Here is a 26,766-nt window from a genome sequence, read left to right on the forward strand (position 1 = left end):
TTGGATTTTAATTTTGAATTATCTTATAGAACTTTAACTGCAAATGAAGGCATGAAGTAGCTTGAGATACTTGAGATCTTAACTGATTGGCCTGGTTGTGGTGCAGCGATGTATTGGTTGTTACCTAGGTAGATACCTACGTGGTATGAAGCACCTTGGCTACCCCAGAACAATAGGTCTCCGGCTGAAGCTTGTGATACGGCTTCTGTTGTACCAGCTGATTCTTGAGCTACTGTGTAACCACCGATGCTCTTACCTGTTGCTTGTTGGTATACGTATGATGTGAAACCTGAGCAGTCAAATCCGGCAGGTGTCTTACCACCCCATACATAAGGTGTACCTAAGTATTGTTTTGCAGTATTGATAATAGCGTCTGTATCTGATTGTGTTGAAGTTGTGTCTTCAGCAGCGGCTTGTGTAATAGTTGCCATGTCTGTAACGTCTGAAGCCTTAACCCATTCGTTCTTACCAACATAATAGAAAACATTGCCAGAAGCGTCTGTAGCTGACTTACCAACAGCCCAGTCAGTATTTGCAGCAAGTGCACGACCAGTTGTCTTAGCGTCTGATGAAGCTGATGAATATAGAATTGTCATACTGTTTGTACGAACAGCTGTAGGTGCGACTGTATCAGCTTGAACTGTTGTTGCATTTGAAACGCCTAATCCTGTAACTGCTAATGAAGCTGCTGCTGTAAGTGTAACTAAACTCTTTTTAATTTTAGTATTCAAAATGTGAAATCCCCCGTAATGGTGTGTTTTTTTTAATTGTTTAAATTTTCTTAAATATTATTTTCTTATCACTCAACGATGACTATAATACACTTTGAATATTGCAGAATTGTTACAACAATTGTATAAGAATGTTACACTTTTTTATTCACAAAAATAAAAAGGCCATAAATGCTGTTATAACAGCATTTATAGCCTTTTTTTGTAAATTGATAAATTGCTTGATTTTAGGTTATTTTAAGAGATTTCATGATATTATCGACCTTTTTTTGAGTCAAATCGATGTTTTTGTTAACAATTTCGTACGAATTGCCCTTTAATTCATCCGGAATTTTGAGATCCCTTTTAAATTCTTCACTACTTATCCGCTTGCGTAATCGTTCGGGATCATCCCCACGTGTGTGCAATCTCTGTGCCACTGTGTCGATATCAGTCTCCAAAAAGATCACCACCGCCGTGTCATGATACTTTTGCTTGTAAGAGATAGCCCCGGCAGTATCTACTACGATACTCACGACATCTAGTCGCTCCCACATGGCATTTAGACTTTCTTCAGAGGATCCATACTGAAATCCCGAATACTCTACTTTTTCCAAATAGTGATTTTTAGGAAAAGTTTCATCCGTCTCAAAATGATAATCGATCCCGTCGACTTCCCCGACCCTAGGTGCCCTAGTAGTATGGGTGATCACGGCGGGAATATTATATTTTTTCTTTAAATATTGGCTGATCGTCGTTTTGCCAGTACCACTAGCACCGGTAATCACAATAATTTTTTTATCCATAATGTACCCTATTTATTGAATTATTTCTTCTACTATACTATTATACTAGTCTGTTAAGTAAAAAATCCTAGGAGATTTATACATATGAAAATAGAAGATTTGAAGGTCGGAGAAATATATAATTGTAAAGTGGATGAAGATATGGATTATCCATTCGAGGGTAAAGTTGAAAAGGTCTATGAACATTCAGCTTTGATGGAAATCGTCAAGAACGATCCTAAAGATGACACTAACAAGATGGAATTGAACAATAAGATCGTTGTAAGTATCAACAAGATCAAATAATATGTGTAAAAATTAAGCTGAGACAAAATTGTCTCAGCTTTTTTGATGCTATTCTTTTGGTACTTCAACATTGATGAATGATCGAGCTGGAACTCGTAAGACGCGGTATTCCACCGCAAAGCGACCAGCTCTAAGTCCTAATCCATTGATGAAATTATTCTTATACTTTGCATTAGCAGTAATAACATAGGCATACTGATACTTAGCATCCATCTTTTTGATCTTATCCATCGGCCAACTCATATGCATGCCAGAAATATTGAACGGCAACGTTGCATCAGAGATCGTCGCATTGTGACTTGAAACAGTGTAAGTCGAGTTGTTGACCCAATATTGGTAGACATCATTGTCACTATGATTGTCTTTTTTATTGATCTTGACGTAATAACCTTGACCATCAGTAGTAGTTTGCACGATCATCGGTTCATACTTATAAGACATTTCAATGTCATTCTTATCCTTCAGATCAACTCTGGAGAACAAGGTCATGTAGAGCATTGCACTCACTGCAAAAATAACTACGATTATTTCCAAAAAATCCACCATGATAGTTTTCCAAGTGATGCCACTCTTTTTGACAACTAATATTTTTAAATGTCTGTTTCTAATATTAAATACCACAAAGACCAATAGTGCGATAACTATGACCCACGCGATAATTCCCACAAAATTCCAAGAACTCATAATCTTCTCCCTACTAAATTATTGTCTTTCATTTATTTGTAATTTTAACTGAAAAACATATAATAGTCATTACGGTAATTTTACCACGAAAGAACTCAATTTAATAAAAATCAGAATGTTAGATATCAGATAAAAACTGTTAGAACAGTCTTTCATCACACATTATGATGTATATAAGATTTTATCAAATACTACATATTGTGTTTTTTCACGAAAAGGTACTAGTAATGGTATATTGAATGTTTTATACTATATAAATCAACAACACGAGGGAGCGACTGATTATGAATAATGTAATCGTATATAGCAAGAATAATTGCATGCAATGCAAAATGACGAAGAGATACCTTAAGGAACACAATGTTTCTTTTACTGAGCACAATATCAATCAAGAACCACAATATCTTGATTACCTAAAAGAACAAGGCTACCAAAGCGTACCAGTAGTTATGCCTGAAAATAGCGAACCAATCGTCGGGTTCCGTCCAGATAGTCTCAAAGATCTCATAGATTAATGATCGATCTCGCCTACTACTCAATTACTGGTCAAACCAGACGGTTCATAAAGAAGACCGGTCTAAATAATCACGAAATAAACGACGCCGATCCTTTCTACGAAATGGGTCGGCCTTTTGTTTTGATAGTTCCAGCTTACGACGATGATATGATGGATCCAGTAATTGATTTTTTGCAATACAAATCCAACGCCAATAATTGTATTGGTGTCGCCGGTGGCGGTAATCGTAATTTCAACACGCTTTACAATCACACGGCCATAGATATTGCCAACGGACTTGATGTGCCAGTCGTCTTTGAATTTGAATTCAATGGTACCGATAAAGACGTCAAAAACTTTAAGAAAGTAGTGAAAGACCTTGGGACTAAATAATCTCGATACAACAAAAGTAACTTACTTCAAATTAAATAATGAAATCAATATTCCCGTAGACGGTAAGATTCCTTTAAACAAAGACCAAGATGCTATCGAGGCCTTTTTTAATGAGAACGTTGAGCCGAATACCAAGCAATTCGCTTCACTGAAAGAACATCTCGACTATTTAATAGCTAACAATTACATTGAAGAAGAAGTCGTTTCTGAATACCCCTTCGAGTTTATCGAACAACTCTATCAGCAACTGATGGACAAACACTTCCAATTCAAGTCCTTCATGGCAGCCTACAAACTCTACAACCAATACATCTTGAAGACTAATGACGGCGACCTCTATCTAGAGAATTACGAAATGCGTATCCTTTTCAACGCCCTATTGTATGCTCATGGCGATCAGAAATTAGCCACTGACTTGGCTGAAGAAATGATCGCCCAGCGTTATCAGCCAGCTACTCCATCTTTCTTAAATGCTGGTCGCAAGCGCCGTGGTGAATACGTATCTTGCTTCTTGCTTCAAGTTACAGATGATATGAATAGTATCGGTCGTACGATCAACAGTGCCCTCCAATTGTCACGTATCGGTGGCGGAGTTGGTATCACGCTCTCTAACTTGAGAGAATCTGGTTCACCGATCAAAGGTGTCAACAATTCTTCATCTGGTGTATTGCCAGTAATGAAATTGCTAGAAGATAGTTTTAGTTACAGTAATCAACTCGGCCAACGTCAAGGTGCCGGTGCAGTATACTTGAACGTCTTCCATCCTGATATCATCGACTTCCTATCCGCTAAAAAAGAAAATGCGGATGAAAAAGTTCGTGTCAAAACACTCTCTCTAGGTGTCATCGTCCCTGATAAATATTATGAATTAGTTCGTAACAATGAAGATATGTACTTATTCAGCCCTTATTCCGTGGAAAGAGTCTACAACAAACCATTCTCATACATCGATATCACTAAAGAATACGACAAGATGGTACAAGATGATCGCATCAAAAAGTACAAGATCAGCGCACGTGACTTGGAAGATGAGATCAGTAAGTTACAACAAGAATCTGGCTACCCTTACGTGCTGAACATCGACACTGTCAACCGCGATAACCCGATCGATGGCAAAGTCATTATGAGTAATCTCTGTACCGAGATCCAACAAGTTCAGACACCATCTGAACTCAACGATGCACAAGAATACGTTAAGATGGGAACTGATATCAGTTGTAATCTGGGCTCAACAAATATCCTCAACATGATGACTAGCCCTGACTTTGGTAAGTCGATCCGTTCAATGACCCGTGCACTGACTTTTGTCAGTGATGCGTCAGATATCCAAGCTGTTCCGTCGATCGTCAACGGTAACAAGCGTAGCCACTCGATCGGACTAGGTGCTATGGGTCTCCATACTTTCCTAGCCATGAATCACATTGAATACGGTTCAGACGAAGCCATTGACTTCATCAGTACCTACTTCATGTTGATGAATTACTGGACCTTAGTCGAGAGCAACAATATCGCTCGCGAACGTAATGAGAAGTTTTATGATTTTGAAAAGTCAGCCTATGCCGATGGTTCTTATTTTGACCGCTACTTAGAGCAAGATTTCACACCAACGATCGAATCTGTCAAAGCACTATTTAAAGGCATCGACGTCCCTACACCAGCCGACTGGAAAGATCTGAAAGAACGTATCCAAAAGGATGGCCTCTACAACGCTTATCGTCTGGCAGTTGCTCCTAACGGCTCTATATCATACATCAACAACACTTCTGCCAGTCTACAACCAGTGACTCGCTTGGTTGAAGAGCGCCAAGAGAAGAAGAATGGTAAGTTGTACTTCCCAGCTCCACTATTGAGCAACGACACGATCAAGTATTACAAATCAGCTTATGATACTGACATGCGTAAGGTGATCGATACCTATGCGGCGGCTCAAACACATGTCGATCAAGGTATGAGCTTGACCTTATTTGTTCGTTCCGAGATCCCTGAAGGCATCTACGAATGGAAGACGACACCTAAGCAGACGACACGCGATCTAAGCATCTTACGTAACTATGCTTATTATCGAGGCATCAAGTCTCTTTATTACGTCAGAACATTTACTGAGAACAACGATGAAATCGGCAGCAATGAATGCGAAAGTTGCTCAATCTAGGAGGAAAATTTAATGGCTGATACATATTACAAAGCAATCAATTGGAATGCGATCGAAGACGTCGTGGATAAGGCAACTTGGGAAAAATTAACATCACAATTTTGGCTCGATACCCGTATCCCACTATCAAATGACTTGGACGACTGGCGGACTTTGAACGACGTAGAACACACTGTCGTAGGTCACGTCTTCGGTGGTCTGACCTTATTGGACACATTACAATCACAAGACGGTATCCAAGCGATGTTAAAAGACGTTCGCACCCAAGCCGAGACAGCCGTCTTCAATAACATTGAGTTCATGGAATCAGTTCACGCTAAGAGTTATTCATCGATCTTCAGTACCTTGAACAGTGCTGAGGAGATCGATGAGATCTTTGATTGGACTGACCACAACGAATATCTTCAAACCAAATCTAAGATCATCAACGAGATTTATCAAACTGGCGACCCACTACAAAAGAAAGTTGCTAGTGTTTTCTTAGAAAGTTTCTTGTTCTATTCGGGATTCTACACACCATTGTATTATCTAGGTAATAACAAGCTGGCCAACGTAGCCGAGATCATCAAATTGATCATTCGTGACGAATCAGTTCACGGAACTTATATCGGTTATAAATTCCAACTCGGTTTCAACGCTTTGTCTGAGGACGAACAAGAGAAGATGCAAGACTGGATGTATGACTTGCTCTACAAGTTATATGATAATGAAGAAAAATACACTAAAGAATTGTATTCTGAAATCGGTTGGGTCGATGAAGTTATGGTCTTCTTGCGTTATAACGCCAACAAGGCTCTGATGAACTTAGGACAGACGCCGCTCTTCCCTGATGGCAATGCGGAAGATGTCAATCCGATCGTTATGAATGGTATCTCTACCGGTACTAGCAATCACGACTTCTTCTCACAAGTCGGTAATGGCTACTTGATGGGTGAAGTTGAAGCTATGCAAGATTCAGACTACGATATTGGTATACCTAAAAACGATAATTCACTGTTGAATAAAATCAAAAAGTTGAAATAATAATCCATTTAATTAAAAGTCGAAGCGATTCGACTTTTTTTAGTATGGTTTTTTCTATACCTACGCTATTCATTATCCCAAGTAACGGATATAATCAACTTATAGTACAACTTTAGTACAAATTTGGAGGGCAGTATTATGAAATTAATTATTACGGTTATTGGTAAAGATAAAATTGGTATCGTTGCGAAGATCAGCCAACAATTAGCTGAATTGAACATCAACATCCTCGATATCTCACAGACATTGATGCAAGACAATTTTACGATGACACTGATGGGACAGTACCAAGGTGATGTAATTGATTTTGAAAAGATCCAAACAGCTCTAAAAACTACTGGAGATGAAATCGGTATCGACATCAGAGTCCAGAGACAAGAAATTTTTGACGCTGTACAAAAACTATAGGAGGATACTCATGGAAACTAATAAAATTTTAGAAACTATCCATATGATTTCGGATGAAAATCTCGATATTAGAACTATCACCATGGGCATCTCACTGTTGGATTGTATCGACAGTGATGTCGATAAAGCAGTCCAAAAAATCTATGACAAGTTGATGTACAACGCTAAAAACCTTGTGAAAGTCGCTAATGAGATCCAAACTGAATATGGTATTCCCATCGTAAACAAGCGTATCTCAGTTACGCCAATATCGATCGTGGCAGCCGCTAGTCAAACTGACAACTATGTTCCTTACGCCAAAGTCTTGGACAAAGCTGCTAACGACCTAGGTATCGATATTATCGGTGGCTTCTCTGCACTAGTGCAAAAAGGTTATCAAAATGGCGATAAAAAACTGATCGCTTCGATCCCTGAAGCCCTCGACGAAACTAAACGTGTTTGTAGCTCGATCAACGTCGGTTCAACTCGTGCAGGTATCAACATGGATGCCGTCAAGGAAATGGGACATGTCATCAAAGACTTGGCAGCTATCGACCCTATCAAGTGTATGAACTTAGTAGTCTTCGCCAATGCTGTTGAAGACAATCCGTTCATGGCTGGAGCCTTCCACGGTGTTGGTGAAGCTGATTGTGTCATAAACGTTGGTATCAGTGGACCGGGTGTCGTTAAACACGCCTTGGAAACTGTCAAAGGTCAACCATTCGATATCGTCTCTGAAACGATCAAAAAGACTGCCTTCAAAGTAACTCGAATGGGTCAGTTCGTAGGTAATATTGCTTCCGAACGTTTAGGTGTTCCTTTCGGAATCGTGGACTTGTCACTAGCACCTACTCCTGCTAGAGGTGATTCTGTGGCCGAGATCTTAGAAGAAATGGGCTTGGAAAGCGTCGGCGCTTCTGGTACTACTGCCGCTCTAGCCTTGTTAAATGACGCTGTCAAAAAGGGTGGCGTTATGGCCTGTGAACACGTCGGTGGATTATCTGGTGCTTTCATCCCCGTCTCCGAAGATTCCGGTATGATCAAAGCTGTCGAGAGCGGTAGCTTGGGCTTAGAAAAACTTGAAGCCATGACAGCCGTTTGTTCCGTAGGTCTCGATATGGTGGCTGTACCCGGTGATACTCCAGCTGAAACTATCAGTGGCATGATCGCTGACGAAGCTGCAATCGGTATGATCAATAATAAGACGACCGCTGTCCGTGTCATCCCTGCGACTGGACAAGGTGTCGGTGAAGATATCAGCTTTGGTGGGTTGTTCGGACATGCTCCAATCATGCCCGTCAATCCTAATAGTTCAGCTGATTTCATCAATCGTGGTGGTCGGATCCCTTCTCCAATTCATTCATTTAAGAATTAAAACTAGCCTCCAAAAAGAGATGCAAAATCTAATTTTGCATCTCTTTTTTTAGTATCGGCAGAACTTTTGATAAGGAATCATGCCTTATTAAGTAAATGAATAAGCTGTTTTAATTGGCAATCAAATTTTGATATTTTTATCATAACAATTATCTTGAAAACCTGCACTACGCCGCGATAAAACGGTATAGTTTGAATATAATCCTTAATATTTAACTTCAATAAGATAATCGTGAATGCGGGGGAAATAATATGGATCAAAGTCTGGTTTTTGATTTAAGTGTCAGTGGTAATAAGTTTGATTTCTCTTCCAATATTGATGATGCTCTAACTGCGGCTAAGCAAGAATTAACTGAACTAGAAGAAAATATTCATTCCATCAAAACTCTTAAACCGGAATGCGACAAGGTAGACTATTTACTGGCAGTCAGTTCGGGAACGTTATGCGGTATCATCGATATTTTTTTGGTAGGTGAGCCGGGCAAGTCACCGTTAAGTAATATTACCGACAACTGGTTTGCGAACAGGACTAAAGATTTTGCCAAATTGTGTGGTTGGGATGGCGGGAAAAGTGGTTCCAGTAAGTCTGCGATTTCTTTTTTAGAACAGAGATTTAAAGTCCCCTATGATCAGACGGGAACTTCTGAATTTCTACATGGTAGTGTCACCCCGACCAATCATCATTTTAAATCACTAGCACATAATCCAACTTTACTGGGATTATTTTTTTCCATTGTAGATCAATTTACTAATACCTCGGATTTTGTATTCGGCGGAGAATTGATCACACTGCAACATGCGGATGACAACTTCGAATTACGCGGTGGAAACATACCTAGTAAATTATTCTGTGCCTTTGTAAACTGGATCGGTCATTTGATGTCTGATATTTCAGGGGCATCCGGTAGTAGCGGTAGAGGCATGGGCATCCCCTCACCTTTTTGGTCCTGGACCAATGACGTGATTGCACTCAAAAAGAAACTGAATATTTCTGACTCTGACTTCGGAAAAAATATCAGCGAATTCTCTTCCAAAATATTTACCCAAGGTTATGATTTCAGATTTCAGACCGTTCAAGTCATACCGGTATTATTGAACGAACTTTTGGTCAGGCTATTTTATTCGATCAGAAGAATACTCAAATACTATGCCGTAACAGAAGTAGGTCAGCGTAGTTTCAGTGGGATGTGGATCTACGCGGAGCCCTTCAAGAATACGACAGTCAAGCGGATGTTGACCGTTGCTCATGGAACCTTTTGTTTGTTGGATGTTGGCGATGCCATAGCCCGGGGACTAGCAACTCGCAATCCTATCAAGATAGTGATGAGATTGAATATCGTTGGGATCGGGAGATTTGCGGTCTCACTCTACGGTGAAGTCAAACGTAGCTTCCAGAATGGAAATGCCACTCAGAAACTACATTTTGCTCAACGTGAAAAAACGATAGTTCTGTTCTACATTGATGGCTTGAAGGTTCTAGCCTCTAAATATGACGATCGTGCACTAACGCAATTGATCGGTGACTTTAAATCCAGTGATGTTTATAAGCAAGCCTTTGAAGCGTCGGTACAATTAGCTGAAAAACGGAATGTTCCGGCTGAAAAAATCTTAAAGGATAAGCAAGATATTGATAATTATTTCAAACCTAAAATATAAATGAGTAAGGAGGATCAGAAATTATGTCAAGCGATGTATTAAAAATAGCCGGTGAGGAAACTGCTGAGGCTGAAAAACAAGTTAATGAAAAAATCAATGAGTTAGGTAATCATACGGGCGGTCTAAAAGATGCATTGGAGTCATTGCAAAGGGTATTCGATGAAATTCGGGGGATTCCTAATGATGATGAATTGACACTGCAGGAATTAAAGAAAGTTCGGGCTCACTGGATCAGTCAAGTAAGGAATATCGAATCAGACCTTGATACTGCTAAGGCAAAAACCGTTGGTAGTGGTGCCGCTGGAGCCACCGCTGGAGTTGCGGTTGCGGCATTAGGACCTCATGCTGTAATGGGGTTTGTAACAACTTTCGGTGTCGCCTCCACGGGTACGCCCATAGCAGCACTTTCCGGAGCAGCTGCATCCAATGCAACCTTAGCTGCTATTGGCGGAGGATCATTGGCAACGGGAGGTGGCGGAATGTTAGCCGGAGCTGCTACCTTAGGCGCCTTGGGACCGATTGGCTGGACGATTGTTGGAGTTTCTTTGTTAGGCGGTGGGTTATCTCTGATTAAGGGCCATAAAGATCGAGAACGCTTGAACAATATTTTTCTTGCGATAAGTCATCGTGATACCAAATCTTACCAACTAGCAGCTGTTGAACTAAATGAACGGATGGAAAGAATAGAGAACGAGACGGAAATGTTAGAAAAGGCCGTTGAAGAAGTTAAACAGTATGGAACCGAATATGATCAAATGAGCCAGCAAGCACAAGTCACTTTAGGCACCTTTTTCAATTTGATGAATTCTTCGACGCAATTATTAGTTGAACCGATTATGGGATTGCGACCAAAGTTTACGGAGGAGGATTACTATGCCTATGCCGATGATCATTATAGTAATGATCCATTTTATAAAGTAGATTTATCAATGAATGATTTCACTGCCAATTTTATTAAATCAAAAATAAAGACCGAGGCTCCACTAACCGTTGCGCTGGCTAATTTACTGTACGAGATCGAATTGGATGATAAAGATGAAAAAGTATTGCGAAAAGCCTTGATTCACAATAAAGAATTTATGAATTCGGTTCATTCAAATAAAAAAGCCTTTGATGAGTTCTCAATATTCACTGCTCAAAGGGCGTTAAAGTTTAAACGTGCTAAAAATACATCTTCAGACAAGGAATTACTCAGTTAGTAGTAGGCTGTTATTGGTTTTTCCCAATAACAGTTTTTTTATTTGTCCTTTAAAAATTATTTACAGATGACAATAGCAATATCACGAAAAGACTATACAATACGTGATCGAGAAGTATATCGAACTTTTAACAGATTATGATAATATCAATAAAAATAATTAGTATCAAACAACTAAAGTATATTTTCAAAAGATCTATCGATATCAAAAACACTGACAATCTTATGAATCTGCACCTAGCTCTACGCTTAAAGGATACTCATTGGAATAATTAATATTCAGTTTCGGCATATTTTTGTTCTATTTTAAGAAATTTTTTCTTTTCTATTATGAAAAATCATCCGTATAAGTATAAGTTATACTATACATAAGCAATACATTAATTTATATCTATATACTTTTATTGAGGTGTTTCATATGAGAAAGATGATTACAGAAAAGAAGCTAATATTTCCGATAATTATCGCTCTACTAATTGTGATTTTTTTAACTAACATTAATGTCGTTAACGCTGCTGATAATACCGGGATCGACGACGGGATCGACAACTGGACACAAGCTGATAAAACCAAAACAGGTAGTATTAAAATCAACGACAAATATAATTTAGGCTACACTTTTGGTCTGGCTAGAGACTCTACCGGCCTTTTCCGTGACGGTGGTGATGAAACTATTACTGATGAAAGCTCGTTATCAAATTCCAACAACTACGTCACGAAATCAAAGATAAATATTTTTTTAACTGATAACATTAGATTCCCCCACTATATCAATACGTCTTTTCAGATGGGTTCAGGTGATAAACTCAAGGAGTATGTTTCCTTAACTTCTCCAGACTTCTTGATCGTACCAGATGAAAATACGAGTAACGTTACTAACAAGCCCTACTCCTTGCTAGCCAATAAATTGTATAACAAGAAATACTATACTGGTACTGACAGCAACGGTAATCAAGTTTCCAAGATCACTGGTGACTTTATACGTAATGATGAGGGTGGAGATTATGACTTACAAGCTGAGATACTGCTACGTGCCTCACCAAGCAATGCTTCGATCGTACAAGTAGAACTCTATCTCCAAAACAATCAAGACTACGACCAATCGCTCGGTGTTTTATATGGTGAAGATACTAGTCTCGATGATAACAAAATCACTGGTGGTGATGCCGATGGTGACTATGTCGGACTGAAGTCTCTTGGAAACGGTAATGGTTTCTTCTTCACCAAGAACGACATCTCAATGATTTTGAGTCGCACTGTAGAAGATGGTCCTTCGAACTATTCGTACATCGACTATAACGGTCTCAAATCTGTCGATTGGGCACAAAAGTTCAATCCTGCTAATTTCTTAGGAACTGGTTTAGAGTCTGATAAGACTAACTACGGCGACGTATATTTCAATCCTAATACTAATATAGACACTGGTTATACTTTGAAGTGGCCTTACAAGACTATCAAGTCAGGACAAACAGCCCACTACGCTTTTGCTCTAGGTGTAACTGAATCAAACTACGCTCTGCCAACACCGAGCGTGACTTACACTAACACTGATAGTAGTGATGATAAAAATCGCGTTGGTGACAAACTACACTTCAAGCTCCAGATGGCTAACAATGGTTACTCCAGCACTTTTGCTTTGAACAAGATCTTCAATCAAATACCAGCTGGATTGACTTTGGATACTTCATCCCTCAAACTGACTTACCCTAATGGAACTACACAGGCGGTCAATGCCGATAATTATAATTCAACGACAGGTTTACTATCTGTTTCCACCCCGATCTCTGTCGCCAATGGACAGAGTGCGACATTATCGTTTGACGCAACGATCAATGCTTCTGCTTCCAACTCAACGATTACTAATACTGGTCAATTCACTGGTAAACTTTCAGCCAACGCAAGTGATAAAACTTACCAAGACAGTGTAAATATCCCCGTTGAAAAGGCTGAATACAAAGATAGCTTCGTTCAAGAAACCAAATTATCTAGTGATCCTGATTCGGCCTACTCTACTAATGACCTAGATGTCAAAACGGGCGATTCAGTTGATTTCAAATACGTCTACAAGGTTGAACCAGATAGTGCATTCGGCTTTGCCGGTAACTTAGATAGTTATTTCAAGAGCACACTTCCAACTGGATTAGATCTAAAAAATAATAGCATTAAGGTTCAATACAATCTTGATGGTATTCAGATAGTTAAGTCATTAGATTTTAATATCTCAAAGACTATGGAGCCTGGAGACTACCTGACCGTGACCTTCACCGCCACCGTCAACAATAGCGCCACCGCTATCATCACCAACAATGCGACCGTCTATGGAAAGGTCAACTCGACTGATTCAGACAAGATAGAGACGGTCTCTAACTCGACCAACTTAAACGTTAAGAATCTCGTGGGATTTGAAGAGGTTCCTTCTAAGATCGACTTCGGTTCTACCAACGCTGGCGCCAACAAAACGCTCTACAATATCAATACTATTGGGCAACTAAAGGTCAACCATAACAACGACACGCCTTACATGGTGACGGTCAGCTACGATAATGATTCGGACAATAAGATACAGACTACTAGCGGCGATCCTTTCAATAATAGTAGCGACGTCTTCTTATATCTCAAGCAGCCGACTAATATGAACGAGACCGACGGTAATTGGGAACCGATCACAGCTGATGGCACTAGACTTCAAACTGAAGCCTTGCAAGGTAGTCAAGATTTGACTAGCTTGATCGGTGTCAAAAATTGGAAGATGTTGATGACTTCAAGTACCAAGAGTGGAACTTACACTGGTAAGGTGACTTGGACGATCGTCGACGGACCGCAGTAAAATTTCTTAATTAGTAAGTACTAGCATATGCTAGTGCTTATTTTTTTTGATTAAAATTCAATAGTCAAATTACCATAATTATTTTGACTTATAAAGATATGATTTAGATTAGAAAAGGTTGTTTTTCCAAATCTGATTAAACATCTTTTAAAAAATGTAGTACAATCTGTATAAACAGATATAAAAAAGTTTGAAATTACTAAGGGTGTGAAAATCATGAGAGAAAAAAATCTTTTCAAATATTTTTTATTGATATTCGTATCGTTACTCACATCTCTAATATTTACTGCCCCTTCCCAAACTGTTCAGGCCGAGACAAATATTCCTGATGGTATCACTAATTGGAAGCAGTCTTCCAGCAATACTAACGCCTACTTAAAGATGAATAATCGATTTAATCTAGGCTATACTTTTGGACTGGCTACTTCTACTGGAGGTGGTGGCTACACTGTAAATGGAGCGGATACGACACTGGGGAATTTGACCAATGATAGCAGCCGTCCTAAGATGAATATTTTTATTCAAGATAAAGACGGTAATGCTTCAACAAAGAATCTTTATTTAAGTACTGTTTTACAAGGACCTAAGTCTACTCCTGAAAATGTCTCCACTTCATCACCAGATTTTATGATAGTTCCCGACAAAGATACTGCAGCCATATCACAAGCCAATTACAGTGTTCTCAAAAATTTACAAAATAAGATCTTCTGGATCGGCTCAGATGACAACGGCAATCCCGCCTACAAAGTCACCGGTCATCTATTCAGAAGTAATATTTATGGTACCTTTGATCTTGATGTCGAGATCCTTCTCAGAGCTTCACCGAGTGGTTCTGCCATCGTTCAAAGAGAAATGTATATTCAAAATAACTCTGACCATGAACAATCATACGGTATCATGTTCTCTGAAGATACCGCCCTACTCAATGGCGATGGTGATGATGTTCCGATCAGAACTCTAGCAGATAACGGTGGTTTGTATATTTCTAAAATGATAGCTGCCGACAAGATCACGCTAAAACTTCTGATCGGTGTCAAAACTCCTGATGGACCTGCTAATTACAACGGTATGAGTTTTAACGGTAGTGAGCTTTCTGGTGGTAGTGGTAATAATTGGGTCAAATGCTTCGAAGGCAGTAACTTCGCTGGTGCCGGTGCCGAAGCCCAGAATTATCCTGCTGGTAAACAAGTCTCGTCTGGAGACTCAGCATACTCGCTCAAGTGGCCTTACGCTACGATCAAAGCTGGCGAGACTAAGCATTACTCCTCAACCATGGGTGTAGCTGTCAGTTCATATGCCTCACCGATTGCTAACAAGTCTTACGTCAATCAAACTAGCACTGATGGTAAAAATCGAATCGGTGATCGTTTGAAATTCACACTCAAAATGGCTAACAATGGAGCTAACAATAGTAAGTGGACGATGAATAACTTTACTGATCAAATCCCGGACGGATTGACGATCGATCCAAACTCGATCAAGCTAACGACTAGTGCTGGCACAGTAGATAAAGACCCTTCTCTGTATCAAACAAATTCTAAGACGTTAATAGTTCCTAATCCGGTCACCTTAAATGACGATGAAACTACTTCATTGACCTTCGAAGCTACGATCAATTCAGATGCTAGTGGTCAGACGATCATCAATATCGGTCAATTCATTGGAAAAGATCCAAACTACGATTCTGGAGATAAAACTTTTACCTCAGAGGCGGACATCCCCGTCGAAAAAGCACCGTACAGTGCTACTTTTACTAAGCAACTCAAAAATGTGACTGACAACACCGATTACAGCGAGACTGCCGATGGAAAAATGAACGACATCATCGCTTATCAGATCAAATATCAAGTCAACGCTAATAGTGGACCTTCATTGAATATCGGTGCTAAGTTATCTGATGATCTGCCCGCCGGACTACAATTGGTTCCCGGTAGTATTACCGTGAATTATTCCAACGGTGACAGCGCCGATGTAACCGATTTGACAAATATTTCATTAAATAAAGTAGCCGCCGGTGAATCCGTTACGGTCGACTTCCAAGCCAAAGTCACACAATCAGCCGCTGGAGTGATCAACAATACCGCCTCAATAACTGATGCCAAGACCTCAGACGGAGATAACATCGATAATTCTGACACCAATGTGACCTCACTGAATGTCGAAAACGTTGATGGTTTCACTGAAGTACCAACTAATATCGACTTTGGTATCACACACATGGTTGGTACGGATAAATCGATCAAGAATATCAACACCAACGGTAATTTGATCGTTAGCCACCCTTCAGGTGGAAGTTACTGGATAACCGTCAGCTACAACAGTAAATCGGAAAATGCCCTCCAAAATACTGGTGGGGACAACATCCCTAACGACAATTATTTCTTCATCAAACAGAGAACTAACTCGTATACTGACATAGGTACTTGGGAGCCTATCCTCAGCACGGGGACGAGAATTCAGACCGACGGCTTCCAAGGTAATCAGGACTTGACCAACTATGTCGGTGTAGACAATTGGAAACTAGACTTAGATAGTAGCACTGCACCTGGAGCATACAACGGCACGATTACTTGGGGCCTCGTTGATTCCGTCTAAAAAAAAGCAAGTTAGAACATTTACTGTTCTAGCTTGCTTTTTAAGTTCAGCAATCGACTCATCAATTGAAAATGATGCATCAGCGATAATTTTTTCACTACTCCTAAACCAGGAAACTTATCCTGCTCCTGATAGGCTAACAAAGCTCTCAGAGCGGGAGTATCATTCAGTCCATGTAGATTTTGACTCGACCAAGCCACTAGCTTAACTAAGGCTTCAAAGAATTTTTGTTTTTGACCTTTCATACTCTCATTACTATCCGAAACAAAATGATGAATCCGTAAACTACCATCAGTCGTGACATAAATAAGATGAATGACGATGGCACGAGACGGCATACCCTTGTCAAAATAATAACTGCCGATCATCGAATAATCACTGAACCCCTGGTCGCCATCGATCTGATAATCCCAGTTAGCCATCTCAAAAAACTCATCGCACAGCAATGTATAATCCGACAGATGGGGCATGAAAGTCAACGAATCAGTCCACTCGATCACAGGCTCCTGACTCAGTAACCACCTGAAACGTGCTGCATTGGGAATAAAGATACTTTCAACTTGTTGCAAAACTGGGTCGGTTTGATAATCTTTCAAGATCTGATAATTAGGCGCTAACAATAGACCATTTTGACTACCGTCAAAGAAGTCACTACTGAAATCAGCTTCTAATATGGCACTAGGATGATAAAAATCATAACTATTTAATTCTGGCAGTGGGTACAATTTGACCGTATTCAAACCATAGATACTGACCTGTGGATTCGCAACGACACTGAATGGTTGTTTGAAACGGATAAAGGTCTCAACTGTCTGTAACAATTCTTTAGAATCGCGGACTGGTTCGATTATTGGCACTATCTGGCGACTGAGTTGTTGCGTCTGAACTAATTCTTTCAGCGCCAGTAAGTCATACATTCGCCCCCGCAAGTAAGGATAATAGATCATAGATAGTCCTCCAAATCCACGTGATTCTCCTCGCGTAATTTCAACTTCAAGGCCTGACACTCAGCGTTACGTGCATCTAATTCTTCTTGTAACGCCGTTATGGCATCGTGTTGTAGCTCATCGATAAAACGGTCATACAGATTATGCTCTACCTTGTAGATGTCATATCCCTTTTGTGCTCGCTTCTTTAATTCCTTGAACAATTGGTCGTCCGAATAGAGTTGCAAACCTTTTTCGACTTTTTTGGCCTTATCGACTTCGCGAAACATCGAGCTGATAAAATGGCTTGTCAAAAATGACTCGTCGACTTGTAGTTCTTGATACTGAGCTTTTTTTGCGATCGTCAAAAAACCCGGTGCACGCAACACTTGCGTCGCTGCTTCGACAGCTTTTTTGTCAAAGGCACGATAGATCAAAACACCGATGTGGTCTGGTATCTCGTCACTGATCTCTTCATAGAGTTTTTTGGGCAAGACGAAATAATTATAGTTACCGATAAATGACAACTTGGCTTTGGAATGAAAGTCAGCCTTAGTCACCTTTAATTCATAACAACGCCATTCGATCGTACCATCGACTAATTGCTGATAACTCAAAGTATCAACAATCCCTTTTTTATCAGGCATTGAGACTTCCTCAACGACGCACGCTCCTTGCTCTTGGCAATATTGATAGAGTGTTTCTTCTAATTGTTTGGTCAGTTTAGTCTTCACTTGGTTTTTCCTCCCAAAATTGGTCGATCGTGTGTGTCAGTTGCGGTAATGAAGCGATCCTTTGAAATGCACTCCAGTGTGGTGGGAACAAGTTCGTATATCTGCCGCTACCAAAACGCTGATCTAATAATAAAATCACGCCAACATCGTGACTACTGCGAATCAAGCGACCTGAGGCTTGCAAGACATTGTTAAAACCCGGTAGTTGATATGCATAGGCGAATCCTTGACCGTTCTCGTGGTCATAGTAATCTCGCAATAAATTATTCTCAGGACTGAGCCCAGGGAGTCCGACACTGACGATGGCTACTCCGATCAGTCTGTCCCCCGACAAGTCGATCCCTTCCGAAAAGATACCCCCTAAGACGCAAAAACCCACTAGTGTCTGTTCCGGTTCACTCTGAAATCGTCCTAAAAATTCTTTTCGAGCTTCTGAATCCATGGAACCAGATTGAGCAATCGTCGAAACTTCCGGATAGTCTGCTTCAAAGGCATCTTTTACTTGCTCCAAATAACCATAAGATGGAAAAAAGAACAAATAATTCCCCGTCTTAGCCGCAATCAAAGTATGCAAGCTCTTGACGATGGCAGGCTGGTTACTGCGCCGCTGATGATATGTCGTTTGAATATACTGCGTTACTAAAATAGCTTGATGCTGCGGAGGAAACGGTGATGGCAACTGATAGGCCAAACTATTTTCCTCGCCACCTAGGACCGTCTGATAGTATTTCATCGGTGATAGTGTGGCTGAGAACAACACTGCCCCGCTACCTAGATTCAGTGAATTATTCAAAAAATAACTCGTGTCCAAACACAGTTGTTTGACCGTGACCTGACCATCTTCAAGTACGACCCGTGTCCGATAACTGTCGTCAAAATAATCCGCGATCTTACAAAAAGTTAAACAGTCGAAGAAATAATCTCGCACCGTCTCTAAAAGTTTTGACGGTTTCTTCTTAGTCATCCATTCGGTGATGAACTCGTTGAATTTGCGCAGATCTTTGATCAGATCATTAGGTTGTGACGTAGAGGTCAATTCAACTTGCTGATCCATTTCCAAACCATCTTTTATCTTCTCAAAACCCTTGGTCAATTTTTTTATTTGTTTTTGTAGTTCAGCCGTCGGTTGACTCTTATCATTCTTGGTCAGTTTTAAAATCTGGGATATCGGTTCATCCCCGATCGTAGCAGAATACATGTCCCGCGAGCGGCTGACTAAGTTGTGAACTTCATCGATCAAGAAAAAATTATCAGGATCTTTGTCACTAAAAAAACGTTGTAAATAAACTAACGGGTCGAATAAATAATTGTAATCACAAATGATGACATCACAAAAGAGTGCAATATCCAACGAAAACTCAAACGGATCTAGGGTGTACTCACGAGCATACTTTTCGATGACCGCTCTCGTCAGCTGGTCCTCACTCTTCAAAATCGCCTTCAAGGCTGGTTTCAAACGGTCATAATAACCGATCATGAAGGGATTATCTTCAGGCAACAAGTCTTTTTCCTCTGGAAAACGAATCTGATCTTTGGCCGTTAAGGTGATGCTCTTCATACTTAATCCTTGTTCTGACATCATCGTGATAGCTTCTTCAGCTACGTGACGCGTGCTCTGTTTGGCCGTCAAATAAAATAGTCGTTCAATTTTATCCTCTCCCATCGCTTTGATGGCTGGGAATAATGTGGAAATAGTTTTACCCGTACCCGTTGGTGCTTCAACGAACAATCGCTTTTGTAAGCAGATCGACTTATAGACGGCTACCGCCAATTCTCGTTGACCCGTTCGATATTCGGGAAAAGGAAATTGTAATTCTGTGATCGATGCATTCCGTTTCTTGCGCATCTCAGAATGCAAAGCTAACCAGTCCTCGTATTCTTGGACTAGTTGTTCAAAAAACTGTGTCAGTTCTGATTTTTGGAAAACTTTGGTGACTTTTTTGATCTTATCAGTCGTTACTTGATAGTAGGTCAATTGTAATGTGACCTCGTCGAAGTCGTGGTCTTGCAATAATAAATAACCATAGACCTTGATCTGACCCCAATACAAGGTCAGCGTGTTGTCTGATAGGTCTTCGAAATCTTGATCTGAAGTTTTGATCTCTTCAATCACGGCCTCCGTCTCAGTTACTTCAACCCCGTCAGCTCGACCAGATATTATGTAATCTTGGTCATTCATCTGAACGGTCGTTTTCAAATAAAACTCTTTCTCATAGTTTTCTGAACGACTCTTTTGTAGTTGTCGATGAATCCGAGCACCATTTAAAGCCGTGTTCTGACTATTCTTGGCATCGACCAAGTCTCCTTTTCGTAAGACGAATTCTACTAATTGACGAATACCTATTTTGGGTGTCATAGAATATCCTCTCTCAAAAAATAATTACCTTTAATTATAAAACATCTGTTCGTATTTGTCCGCTAATAATTGCAAACAAAAAAAGCCTGAGCTTTAACTCAGACTTGTCTAGCTTCGATAACCTAGTATCATCGCGATTGCTAAGATGATCAATACTAACGTCGTTATAACGACATACATCGTATCTTTTTCTTTGTAAAAAGCATAGATCGAGACGACTACTCGTAACACTGGTGTCAGTATCAACAAAAAGACGCCCAACATGATCACCGCGTAAGACCTACCTTCAGCTACTCCACTGAAGATCGCTGACAGACGTCTCGGGAACTCAGTTGCTGCATAACCACTGCCACCATTGGTGAAGTACAATATCACACCAGCCAAAATAACGATGGCTGAGGTCACGACACCGATTCGCAATATCTTACCGATCACTAGTTCAACTTCATGCATTTCGTTACGCATTAGATATTCACTCCAAATCCTTTAAGTGCCATCTGCAAGCCCATATAAAAAATAATTGGGATAAAGATCATCCTGATCATTCGTGGTTTCAAAACTTGCATGATCCTAGCACCGATAGTTGCTCCAACTAAAACTCCGATAGCCAAAGGTCCAGCGATATCAGGTCTGATGGAACCGTTGAAGAAATAAACCGTGGCACTGGCAGCGGCAGTGACACCCATCATCAAGTTACTTGTAGCACTTGAAGGTTTCAAAGGCATCTTCATGATCGTATCCATAGCGATGACCTTGAAAGCGCCACTTCCGATACCTAAAAGACCACTGGCTAGACCAGCTGCCCACATCATGATGAAGCCACCGGGCACATTTTTCATCGAGTAATCGACTTGTTTTTGTTCCGCCTTATCATAGTAAGTGCTGGCTAACTTGAGCTTATTGACGATCTGGTCATCGCCAGTGTAGATCTGCTCACCGTGCTTATCCATCAACTTGCGCACCATATTATAAGTAGAATATAACAAGAAAAATCCAAATAAAACGTATAGAAACGAGCTGGAGAAAGCCCCGACCAACAACGCCCCCATGATCGCCCCGACTGTGGTTGCGATTTCTAAAAACATCGCTACACGCAGATTGAGCATATCGTCTTTTAAGTAGGCTATCGTGGAACCCGAACTAGTCGCGATCACGGAAATTATACTAGCACCGATAGCATACTTGATGTCTAGTCCCATCATGATCGTCAGTACAGGTGTGATGATCATACCCCCACCGATACCCAAAATGGCACCCAAACATCCTGCTGCTACTCCCATGACCAGCAGTAATAACATTGAGTTCATTTTTATTACTTATCCTCTTTTTCTTCCTCTTTATTAGAAAAGTTTTCTAATGACTTTTCATAATTATCTTTCATTATACCCAAAGTTTGCTTAATTTCATCATTATTAGGCATATTTTCAGAAACTAAATCAATATGGAATCTTGAGGCATTCAAATATTCACAAGCCGTTGACAGGTAAACTTTAGTCTCGACTTCTTCACTCTCTTCAAAGAAGTGCATGACCTTTTTGGCATCAGCAAAAGGCAAGTTATTTAAAGTTGTTTCTAAATAAAAAGTGATCTCGAATTCAGCATCGACCACATTGATGACGACTTGTGACAAGTGGCCAGTGTTGAGGTCGTCTTCGATCTGTTTATTAGCTTCTTCCAGCATCCAAGGATCTTCTTTGAGCAAGTCATCCTTACTGATCTTCAAGTTAGTTTGCTTAAAATCCTCGTTGGCAATTTTTTCCATATAATCTGTACTATTTATCTTCATAAGATTCTCCTAAATATTTTTTCAAAAACTTTTCCACAGTTGCTCGATAATTGATCGAATCGACATAATAACTACGAATGTGGATTCCCGGACCAGTGTATGACATCTTAGGAAAGTTTCCACATGTTAATAACTTTTCTTTCATACAAAATGGTACTGTCAGATCGTTCGTTCCGTGAATGAACAAGACCGGCAAGTGGTTCTTTTTTAAAGCCTTCTGACAATCAGCCCGACCATAAAAAAATCCCGCTCGGATCTTAGATATCAATGAGATACCTCGGATCAGCAAGCGTCCTTTGATGTGGTAACGTTGTTGGCAGTGGTAGCTCAAAACGTCGATCGTACTCGTATAGCCAGAATCTTCGATGATCGCCTTTACATTATCTGATAGTTTTTCACCCGCTGTCAACATTACCGTCGCTGCCCCCATCGAGGCACCAAACAGGATGATATCGTCGTTACGAAGACGAACTATCTCATCTATCCATTGCAACAAATCACGACTCTCGATGAAACCATAACCAATGTACTTACCTTCACTCTTACCAGCCGCTTGATTATCGACCTGCAAAACATTATAGCCTAAGTTACTGAACAATTGCGCGTGGACATTCAACGAATTGTGATCCACTCCAAAGCCGTGCACCAAGATGACGGTCGTGTCAGCGTCATTGTCCGTGAACCAGCCGACCAACTTATTTCCATTATAGTTGGACTTGATCACTAATTCCTGCTTATCTTTTTGTAAGAACAAAGCAGTTGCTTCTTCTAATCCTGGATCTTTTTGAACATTGGGAGCGGCACCAGACCCCAACGCTTTGGAACCTCGTTTTTGAATGAACAAAAAAAGAGCGTTGAGAATCAGAATGATTACCAACGACAATATGATCACTGCTATTGCCATAATAAATCTCCTTTAATCTAATTCTTTTACGCTCTCCATTGTAACAGCTGCAGCAATCATTAGTGCAGCAACTACATAAAATAAATAATTGAATGATAACATCGTAACTATTAAACTGCCGGCATAAGGTCCTAAAGCTCGGCCTAAAGACCCAAAAATACTATAAAAACTCTGGAAAGTCCCACGATTCTTAGTCGTAGACATTTTGCTCAGAAGTGCTGGTACTGTTGGGAAAACCATCGACTCACCAATGGTCAAGACTAACATGCTGAGCACGAACATCAAGTAATTCTTAGCAATCGGCAAGAGTAAGAATGATGATCCCATGATGATCGTACCTAAGAAAATTTGACTCTTGAGTAACTTGAAGATCCTTGAAACAAAGCGATTCATGAGCGGTTGAATGATCAATAGTGACACCGCATTGATCGTGAAGACCCATCCGTATTGACGAGTCGTATAACCTTCGTCCAACATGAAGATCGAAATATTACTATCCCACTGTGAATATCCTAGCCACATCGCGAAGATGACCGAGCAGATCATGATGATATTGATCTTGAAACGCTGGTCTCCGATTGCAATTTTGGGATCAATCTCTTCTCGAGGTTTGTAATTAGTTTTTTCAGAAATCTCTGCTGCTTCTTCGTTAGTTTGATCTAGTGTATTAGCCTTAAACAATAAGATCACGATACATAAGGCAAACATCATAGCTGGAATGAAGAAAGTCAAAAAGATGCTCTTCTTAAAGATGAAACCTACGGCTGTTGCACCGATAGCGATTCCCATATTGGCAGCCAAGTACATATTATTAAAAATCGTTCGACTATCACGAACCATTTGTTCAGCAATAAACGCGGTATAAGCATTGATAGCGGTATACGCTAGTCCCATACCAAAACCTAATGTTACTAATAAAATCACATATGTAGGCCATTCATGATGAATCGCCATCATTATCAATGACGCAAAGGAAATTATGTAACCGATATATAAAGTTCCACGTCGTGAAAAACGGTCGAACATCACTCCACCGAGTGCATTACCGATCATCATCACGATCGAATAGATCATCAATATGAATCCCGCTGTCGTCAATGGTTGATGTAGATTTTTATGAATGAATATCGTATTAACCGGCAATATAAAACCCATCACCAAGTTAAATGTAATATTCATTATCAAAAGCCATATTCTTTGAGAACGCATCTTCTCACCTCTTCTAATTTTTTCCATCAAAAAAACCATGGTATCAACCATGGTTTCAAAATGTAGTACTCAATTTGAGCAATCAGAAAATCGGTTCACACAATTTTCTGAAAATATCCCTCACAACATATCCGGTGAGTAAATCATGATATCCTACTGTAAAGTGCCGTCCTAATTCGACGGCTCTCGACTCATCGCACATTCCATATCATAATATATTTTTACGCACTATGCAAGAAGTTTAAACTTTATTTTCATTAAAGATTAGGATTTTCAGAAACCTTCTCTTCTGTCCAGATCTTGTAGATCAAGTTCAATAAGCCACCCATCTGACCATCGACACCGTTGTACATCCAACGATAGATACAAGTATCAGGCTTGATCTGATCCGCTGGCAAGTTGTCACTATTCGCCGTCACCACGATGTCAGCATCACGCGAGTCACTGACGATCTTAACATATGGTAGTGACTGCAATGTTACTGACAAATCAGAGTAAACTAAGAAGAATGATTCCAGTTCCAAGTAGATCTTCACTTGGATATTCTTGTTATAAAGTGAGAAGAATCTATAAGCTATCGCATAGATAGCCTCAGAGATTGCTCGAGACTTACCCTTTAATGACTGATACTTATCACGAAGCATCAGATGTTGCACCGTCGAGCCGATCTTACTCTTCAAGTTCTCATCTTCGAGTTTACTGATCGCATCACCAAAACCAGAATAAAGATTCAAGATTTCGATATAATTACGATCTAGAGCCAAAACCCCAATGATACACGTCGTGAGGTTGTACTTGTAACGCAAGAACTCCTTGTGTGACAATGCAAATTCAGAGATGACCTGCTCAACATCGATCGGGATCAATTCGAGGAAGTCATCGATGAAGTTAGCGAACAACGGATTGTATCTGACTAGTTGCTTTGAGACAGATCTCAAGTACTCATCTGAGACTTCAAAGGTCGTTGGTACGCACATCAATAGGATGTAAAAATCAGCTGATTGGAACATCTGCTCTTCGTAACTGACATCTTCTTTGATCGCCCGCTTCAACTCACGGACCTTGGCACTACCAGTATTCCCCTCCAACATCGAACTAGCACTCTCAAAAATATTAGGAAATGGGTAATTGATCACGTTCAAGGCATCCATGTTTTGCATGTGATTACCTTCGATGATCCGATACAAGTGTGACATGACGACGTAAGCATAGAACAACTTCGTGATTTGGTTAGTTGGCTTCATGCGATACTTATCTAAGGCGATATCAACGACCTTAAAAGCCGTTTCCTTAGTGAAATCCTCGAAAGGCCAAACATAACCACGTGTAGCATTCCAATAAAGGGCTGCGATAGCCAGACGGATTGACTCCTCGTCACCAACGAAGCGCATTGGCTCATAAGCTATCCGTACACCGAAACGTTTCAAATAGCTTCTGACGGGCTTAAGATGGCGTAGCACAGTCGCCTTACTACTATTCAAAGCTGTATAAAAATGTTGGAATGAATTATCAGTATTCTTTATAATCGCATCTAAAAAGAGGTACCCATCTGATTTAGTCGTCAAATAAGCATGATATCCATCTCTAGTAACGTTGAACATCTCTTCAACGCTGTAATCTTCTTTCTTCAGGATATCGCGAAAGTCTTCTTGAATACCTAAGAAGGTATTGTAAACACTACCGTAGCTCTTATTCATTTGATACGCGGCCTTACGTAGGTTGATATCTTTTACTACAATGTTACGACTACGATAAGTGCCAATTAAATCCGAACTAGCAAGTTGGTTCGTTCGGATCAATTTGATTTTGTTAAATAATTGAATCTTTTCTACTTCCGATTTAGATAAAAATAGGTCAGTAAAACTATCCAATACTGCCACCCCCAAGTTAAGTAAATTATATCATAGTAAAAAATGCATTCGTTTGCATTAATGTAATTTATATATTAATTAATTTAAAAATCGTATTAAATAAACGAAATTATAAAATCGTTCATTCGTACTGAATTAGCGTCCCAATCAAAGCGATTTACTGCATTTAGACTATTACTTTAATTATATAAAAAAAATTCTAATTTATCGATATTATAAAGATATTTTACGCCTTATATCAAATAAATACAGATAAATATTTATTTATTAAAAAGAGCACAAAAAAAGGAAGGACAATGTCCTTCCTTTTTAGAATTGCGTGGCAGCTTCCTATCCTCGCGGGTAGTTTCCCACCAACTACTTTCGGCGTGAAGAAGCTTAACTTCTGTGTTCG

At 39.9% G+C, this 26,766-nt stretch carries 23 protein-coding genes; 11 read left to right on the forward strand and 12 right to left on the reverse strand.

The features are described 5' to 3' along the window. Window positions 1-23: 23 nt before the first annotated feature. Together AC27FM_RS10030 and AC27FM_RS10035 are read right to left on the reverse strand one after the other, a co-directional pair. The gene (locus AC27FM_RS10030) at window positions 24-731 is read right to left on the reverse strand and encodes a C40 family peptidase (RefSeq protein ID WP_487087904.1); all 708 of its coding nucleotides are present in this window, start codon (window positions 729-731) and stop codon (window positions 24-26) included. 227 nt (window positions 732-958) lie between these two features. Next, the gene (locus AC27FM_RS10035; protein WP_487087906.1) at window positions 959-1,516 is read right to left on the reverse strand and encodes a guanylate kinase; all 558 of its coding nucleotides are present in this window, start codon (window positions 1,514-1,516) and stop codon (window positions 959-961) included. An 84-nt stretch (window positions 1,517-1,600) separates the two neighbouring features. On the opposite strand from AC27FM_RS10035, the gene AC27FM_RS10040 reads away from it, so the two are divergent. After that, window positions 1,601-1,801 (forward strand): DUF2187 domain-containing protein, encoded by a 201-nt coding sequence (locus tag AC27FM_RS10040; RefSeq protein ID WP_487087908.1) that lies wholly within the window; start codon window positions 1,601-1,603, stop codon window positions 1,799-1,801. 48 nt (window positions 1,802-1,849) lie between these two features. Here the strand turns inward: AC27FM_RS10040 and AC27FM_RS10045 are convergent, their stop codons facing one another. Then, window positions 1,850-2,485, reverse strand: a complete 636-nt coding sequence (locus AC27FM_RS10045; protein WP_487087910.1) for an LVIS_2131 family protein — start codon at window positions 2,483-2,485, stop codon at window positions 1,850-1,852. A gap of 284 nt (window positions 2,486-2,769) precedes the next feature. On the opposite strand from AC27FM_RS10045, the gene nrdH reads away from it, so the two are divergent. The 10 genes from nrdH (at window position 2,770) to AC27FM_RS10095 (ending at window position 16,586) form a co-directional block, all read left to right on the forward strand. Beyond that, window positions 2,770-3,000: a glutaredoxin-like protein NrdH gene (gene nrdH, locus AC27FM_RS10050; protein ID WP_487087912.1), complete on the forward strand. Its 231-nt coding sequence runs from the start codon at window positions 2,770-2,772 to the stop codon at window positions 2,998-3,000. A gap of 2 nt (window positions 3,001-3,002) precedes the next feature. Further along, a complete protein-coding gene (gene nrdI / locus AC27FM_RS10055; protein ID WP_487087960.1) occupies window positions 3,003-3,374 on the forward strand; it encodes a class Ib ribonucleoside-diphosphate reductase assembly flavoprotein NrdI in 372 nt (123 codons plus the stop codon). Then, complete coding sequence (gene nrdE / locus AC27FM_RS10060; protein ID WP_487087914.1) at window positions 3,361-5,526, forward strand: class 1b ribonucleoside-diphosphate reductase subunit alpha; 2,166 nt, start codon at window positions 3,361-3,363, stop codon at window positions 5,524-5,526. Before nrdI ends, nrdE begins: the two co-directional genes overlap by 14 nt. A 12-nt stretch (window positions 5,527-5,538) precedes the next feature. Beyond that, window positions 5,539-6,549, forward strand: coding sequence for a class 1b ribonucleoside-diphosphate reductase subunit beta (nrdF, locus tag AC27FM_RS10065; protein ID WP_487087916.1), 1,011 nt, complete (start codon window positions 5,539-5,541; stop codon window positions 6,547-6,549). Window positions 6,550-6,687: 138 nt separating this feature from the next. Next, the gene (locus AC27FM_RS10070; protein ID WP_487087918.1) at window positions 6,688-6,957 is read left to right on the forward strand and encodes an ACT domain-containing protein; all 270 of its coding nucleotides are present in this window, start codon (window positions 6,688-6,690) and stop codon (window positions 6,955-6,957) included. A gap of 10 nt (window positions 6,958-6,967) precedes the next feature. Continuing rightward, window positions 6,968-8,311, forward strand: a complete 1,344-nt coding sequence (locus AC27FM_RS10075) for a DUF711 family protein (RefSeq protein ID WP_487087920.1) — start codon at window positions 6,968-6,970, stop codon at window positions 8,309-8,311. Between the two features lie 251 nt (window positions 8,312-8,562). Continuing rightward, window positions 8,563-9,966 (forward strand): hypothetical protein, encoded by a 1,404-nt coding sequence (locus AC27FM_RS10080; protein WP_487087922.1) that lies wholly within the window; start codon window positions 8,563-8,565, stop codon window positions 9,964-9,966. A 23-nt stretch (window positions 9,967-9,989) separates the two neighbouring features. Then, window positions 9,990-11,165 carry a hypothetical protein gene (locus AC27FM_RS10085; protein WP_487087924.1) on the forward strand — a complete coding sequence of 392 codons (1,176 nt, stop codon included), beginning with the start codon at window positions 9,990-9,992 and terminating at the stop codon, window positions 11,163-11,165. Between the two features lie 417 nt (window positions 11,166-11,582). Beyond that, a complete protein-coding gene (locus AC27FM_RS10090) occupies window positions 11,583-13,991 on the forward strand; it encodes a hypothetical protein (RefSeq protein ID WP_487087926.1) in 2,409 nt (802 codons plus the stop codon). Between the two features lie 216 nt (window positions 13,992-14,207). Beyond that, window positions 14,208-16,586, forward strand: coding sequence for a hypothetical protein (locus AC27FM_RS10095; RefSeq protein ID WP_487087928.1), 2,379 nt, complete (start codon window positions 14,208-14,210; stop codon window positions 16,584-16,586). A 20-nt stretch (window positions 16,587-16,606) separates the two neighbouring features. On the opposite strand, the gene AC27FM_RS10100 is transcribed toward AC27FM_RS10095, so the two are convergent. The 9 genes from AC27FM_RS10100 to AC27FM_RS10140 all read right to left on the reverse strand — a co-directional run bounded on the left by AC27FM_RS10100 (window position 16,607) and on the right by AC27FM_RS10140 (window position 26,372). Beyond that, window positions 16,607-17,533 carry a sce7725 family protein gene (locus tag AC27FM_RS10100; protein ID WP_487087930.1) on the reverse strand — a complete coding sequence of 309 codons (927 nt, stop codon included), beginning with the start codon at window positions 17,531-17,533 and terminating at the stop codon, window positions 16,607-16,609. After that, a complete protein-coding gene (locus AC27FM_RS10105) occupies window positions 17,530-18,246 on the reverse strand; it encodes a hypothetical protein (RefSeq protein WP_487087932.1) in 717 nt (238 codons plus the stop codon). The genes AC27FM_RS10100 and AC27FM_RS10105 overlap by 4 nt, the downstream gene beginning before the upstream one ends. Next, window positions 18,236-20,602 (reverse strand): helicase C-terminal domain-containing protein, encoded by a 2,367-nt coding sequence (locus tag AC27FM_RS10110; protein WP_487087934.1) that lies wholly within the window; start codon window positions 20,600-20,602, stop codon window positions 18,236-18,238. The genes AC27FM_RS10105 and AC27FM_RS10110 overlap by 11 nt, the downstream gene beginning before the upstream one ends. A 108-nt stretch (window positions 20,603-20,710) precedes the next feature. After that, window positions 20,711-21,067, reverse strand: a complete 357-nt coding sequence (locus AC27FM_RS10115) for a DUF1634 domain-containing protein (RefSeq protein ID WP_487087936.1) — start codon at window positions 21,065-21,067, stop codon at window positions 20,711-20,713. Continuing rightward, window positions 21,067-21,909, reverse strand: a complete 843-nt coding sequence (locus AC27FM_RS10120) for a sulfite exporter TauE/SafE family protein (RefSeq protein WP_487087938.1) — start codon at window positions 21,907-21,909, stop codon at window positions 21,067-21,069. Before AC27FM_RS10120 ends, AC27FM_RS10115 begins: the two co-directional genes overlap by 1 nt. A 5-nt stretch (window positions 21,910-21,914) precedes the next feature. Continuing rightward, window positions 21,915-22,388, reverse strand: a complete 474-nt coding sequence (locus AC27FM_RS10125; RefSeq protein WP_487087940.1) for a hypothetical protein — start codon at window positions 22,386-22,388, stop codon at window positions 21,915-21,917. Beyond that, window positions 22,375-23,292, reverse strand: a complete 918-nt coding sequence (locus AC27FM_RS10130; RefSeq protein ID WP_487087942.1) for an alpha/beta hydrolase — start codon at window positions 23,290-23,292, stop codon at window positions 22,375-22,377. The genes AC27FM_RS10125 and AC27FM_RS10130 overlap by 14 nt, the downstream gene beginning before the upstream one ends. 12 nt (window positions 23,293-23,304) lie before the next feature. Then, entirely contained in the window at window positions 23,305-24,501 is a 1,197-nt protein-coding gene (locus AC27FM_RS10135; protein WP_487087944.1) for an MDR family MFS transporter, read from the reverse strand. Window positions 24,502-24,758: 257 nt separating this feature from the next. Continuing rightward, entirely contained in the window at window positions 24,759-26,372 is a 1,614-nt protein-coding gene (locus AC27FM_RS10140; RefSeq protein WP_487087946.1) for a helix-turn-helix domain-containing protein, read from the reverse strand. Window positions 26,373-26,766: the final 394 nt, after the last annotated feature.

The sequence above is a fragment of the Companilactobacillus sp. y65-5 genome (assembly GCF_057541095.1).

What these genes read in the sequence shown, in the direction of transcription:
- AC27FM_RS10035 (WP_487087906.1), bottom strand. Translation starts at nt 1,516, where the DNA reads ATGGATAAAAAAATTATTGTGATTACCGGTGCTAGTGGTACTGGCAAA.
- AC27FM_RS10040 (WP_487087908.1), top strand. Translation starts at nt 1,601, where the DNA reads ATGAAAATAGAAGATTTGAAGGTCGGAGAAATATATAATTGTAAAGTG.
- AC27FM_RS10045 (WP_487087910.1), bottom strand. Translation starts at nt 2,485, where the DNA reads ATGAGTTCTTGGAATTTTGTGGGAATTATCGCGTGGGTCATAGTTATC.
- nrdH (WP_487087912.1), top strand. Translation starts at nt 2,770, where the DNA reads ATGAATAATGTAATCGTATATAGCAAGAATAATTGCATGCAATGCAAA.
- nrdF (WP_487087916.1), top strand. Translation starts at nt 5,539, where the DNA reads ATGGCTGATACATATTACAAAGCAATCAATTGGAATGCGATCGAAGAC.
- AC27FM_RS10070 (WP_487087918.1), top strand. Translation starts at nt 6,688, where the DNA reads ATGAAATTAATTATTACGGTTATTGGTAAAGATAAAATTGGTATCGTT.
- AC27FM_RS10075 (WP_487087920.1), top strand. Translation starts at nt 6,968, where the DNA reads ATGGAAACTAATAAAATTTTAGAAACTATCCATATGATTTCGGATGAA.
- AC27FM_RS10080 (WP_487087922.1), top strand. Translation starts at nt 8,563, where the DNA reads ATGGATCAAAGTCTGGTTTTTGATTTAAGTGTCAGTGGTAATAAGTTT.
- AC27FM_RS10085 (WP_487087924.1), top strand. Translation starts at nt 9,990, where the DNA reads ATGTCAAGCGATGTATTAAAAATAGCCGGTGAGGAAACTGCTGAGGCT.
- AC27FM_RS10090 (WP_487087926.1), top strand. Translation starts at nt 11,583, where the DNA reads ATGAGAAAGATGATTACAGAAAAGAAGCTAATATTTCCGATAATTATC.
- AC27FM_RS10095 (WP_487087928.1), top strand. Translation starts at nt 14,208, where the DNA reads ATGAGAGAAAAAAATCTTTTCAAATATTTTTTATTGATATTCGTATCG.
- AC27FM_RS10100 (WP_487087930.1), bottom strand. Translation starts at nt 17,533, where the DNA reads ATGATCTATTATCCTTACTTGCGGGGGCGAATGTATGACTTACTGGCG.
- AC27FM_RS10110 (WP_487087934.1), bottom strand. Translation starts at nt 20,602, where the DNA reads ATGACACCCAAAATAGGTATTCGTCAATTAGTAGAATTCGTCTTACGA.
- AC27FM_RS10115 (WP_487087936.1), bottom strand. Translation starts at nt 21,067, where the DNA reads ATGCGTAACGAAATGCATGAAGTTGAACTAGTGATCGGTAAGATATTG.
- AC27FM_RS10120 (WP_487087938.1), bottom strand. Translation starts at nt 21,909, where the DNA reads ATGAACTCAATGTTATTACTGCTGGTCATGGGAGTAGCAGCAGGATGT.
- AC27FM_RS10125 (WP_487087940.1), bottom strand. Translation starts at nt 22,388, where the DNA reads ATGAAGATAAATAGTACAGATTATATGGAAAAAATTGCCAACGAGGAT.
- AC27FM_RS10130 (WP_487087942.1), bottom strand. Translation starts at nt 23,292, where the DNA reads ATGGCAATAGCAGTGATCATATTGTCGTTGGTAATCATTCTGATTCTC.
- AC27FM_RS10135 (WP_487087944.1), bottom strand. Translation starts at nt 24,501, where the DNA reads ATGCGTTCTCAAAGAATATGGCTTTTGATAATGAATATTACATTTAAC.